Origin of the sequence: Caryophanon latum, assembly GCF_001700325.1 — a bacterium.
GTDB lineage: Bacteria > Bacillota > Bacilli > Bacillales_A > Planococcaceae > Caryophanon > Caryophanon latum.
The window spans coordinates 1-1889 of record NZ_MATO01000009.1; the positions used below are offsets into that span (position 1 = coordinate 1).

Below are 1889 nucleotides of genomic sequence, written 5' to 3' on the forward strand. Positions count from 1 at the left end.
ACTCCGTTAATGAGTAATTGATAATAAAATCAAATAATTATGTGATTATGACTTTGAATTTCCATTAGATATAGCCGGACTTTTCGTAGAGGGCACTGATAAACTTCCGTTTTTATGACTCTTCCATTTTTTAAACACAAATAAGGCACTTCTTATTCGTTTCTGAATGGAAAGTGCCTTATTTCTTTGCTTAGTTGTTACTCTTTTGCATTTAATAGCTTCATGATTCGTTTGAGATTTACAACGAATATCGTTGTGGCTCCTTGAATTTCCATGCCAAATAAACCCGCCGATTTTGCCGTTTTAAAACCATGGGGATTCTTTAATTCACTATTTTTCGCCTCAATTTTGTATCGATTTTTAGCGAGTTCTTTAAATTCGGCTGTTTCTTGGAAAGCTGCTTGTGTTTGATGGGTAGTTGACTGAATCGTGACATTATAGGTTTTACTTTTCGCACCCTCTTTATAACAACCCTCTCGCATGGGGCAAACTTTACAGTTTTCGATATCAAAATGAAATGTCAAACTTTGATTCACGCTTTTCTTCCCTGTACGTCTTTTATGTGTTGCGAGATGCCCCGCTGGACAAACAAATCGTTGCGCATCTTTATTATAATCAAATTCGATTTTTCGTTGCCCACTCCCGTTTGTAATCACTGGATGTAATTTTGAAATGAGTTGTAGCTGTTCCGCTTTCGCATAGTCCAAGTTTTCCTTTCCAGAATAAGCTGTATCTCCAATCACCTGATCAACTAACATACCGGTAGCTCTTGTTTTTTCAATTAATTCCTGTAAGTAAGCACCATCGCTTTTTTCACCTGTTGTCACAACTGCAGCTGTAATAATTCGTTCATCACTCATCGCAAGATGTGTTTTAAAACCAAAGAAAGAAGAATCTGCTGACTTATGCCCAACGCGGGCATCTGGATCATTTGAATAGCTTAACTGGTTTTCATAATCATCCATCACTTCTTTTAATACATTTAATTTTTCTTTTACCGCTGGTATTTGCGCAACCTTGGATTGCGTTTCAACGATTTCTACGACTTGACGACAATAGTCCAATTCTTCTGTGATCTCATTTGATATAGGTTTCGTTGGAAATTTCCCAACCATTTCTTTATTTAACTGATACACAGCTTTGCGTACATTTTTCGATTTTTCTTGTAAAAATTCTTTTGGCGATTTTTGATTATAACGAGCTTTTGTATGGGTTGCGTCAACGATGATTATTTTACTGAGGAGAAGTCCTTTTTCTAGGGCAATCTCAACCGTTTTCTGAATTAGTACGTCTAATAAATTCATATCTTGAAGACGAAGTCGACGAAATTTGGTCAATGAACTAGAATCTATGACATCGTCTTCTGGTGCCATGTCTAAAAAATATTTAAAGGACATATCATATTTCGAACGTTCGACAAGGTCCGCATCCGATAAGTCGTGAATGGCTTTTAACAGTAAATATTTAAACATACGAATCGGTGGAATCGCGTTACGACCGTTATCTAAACAGTACTTTGATTGAAGCTCCTCTAAGATAAATGAAAAATCAACGAGTTCATTGATTTGGCGAAGCATATTGTCTTTTGGAATCAGTAAATCGTACAACGCCATATAAGGACTTAAATTCAATGTTTCTTGTTTAGCAATCATGGTCGCACCACCTTTTTATTTGTCTTTTTATTATACAAGAAATCTGAAAGATTGTATGAAAAGAAGACCCGCTTTTGAGCGAAAAGGTATTCTACTGAACATGGCGTTGGCGTCGCGCCTGCGGAAAGTGTCCACCAAAACCGAAATTAACTCTACTGAAGAAAAGGGCATGTTAGAACAATTTTCGTTCCAACATGCCCTTCCTATTGATTCAGTGACTTTTTCAGTGCCCTCCCT

General features: G+C 36.7%; 2 protein-coding genes. One reads left to right on the top strand and one right to left on the bottom strand.

From position 1 onward, the window contains the following. Positions 1–197: 197 nt before the first annotated feature. Positions 198–1652 carry an IS1182 family transposase gene (locus A6K76_RS02460; protein ID WP_066461741.1) on the bottom strand — a complete coding sequence of 485 codons (1455 nt, stop codon included), beginning with the start codon at positions 1650–1652 and terminating at the stop codon, positions 198–200. Here A6K76_RS02460 and A6K76_RS16880 point away from each other — a divergent pair. Further along, on the top strand, positions 1651–1889 hold a 239-nt coding region (locus tag A6K76_RS16880), incomplete at its 3' end, for a hypothetical protein (RefSeq protein ID WP_211271728.1). The two genes, A6K76_RS02460 and A6K76_RS16880, sit on opposite strands and share 2 nt — an antisense overlap.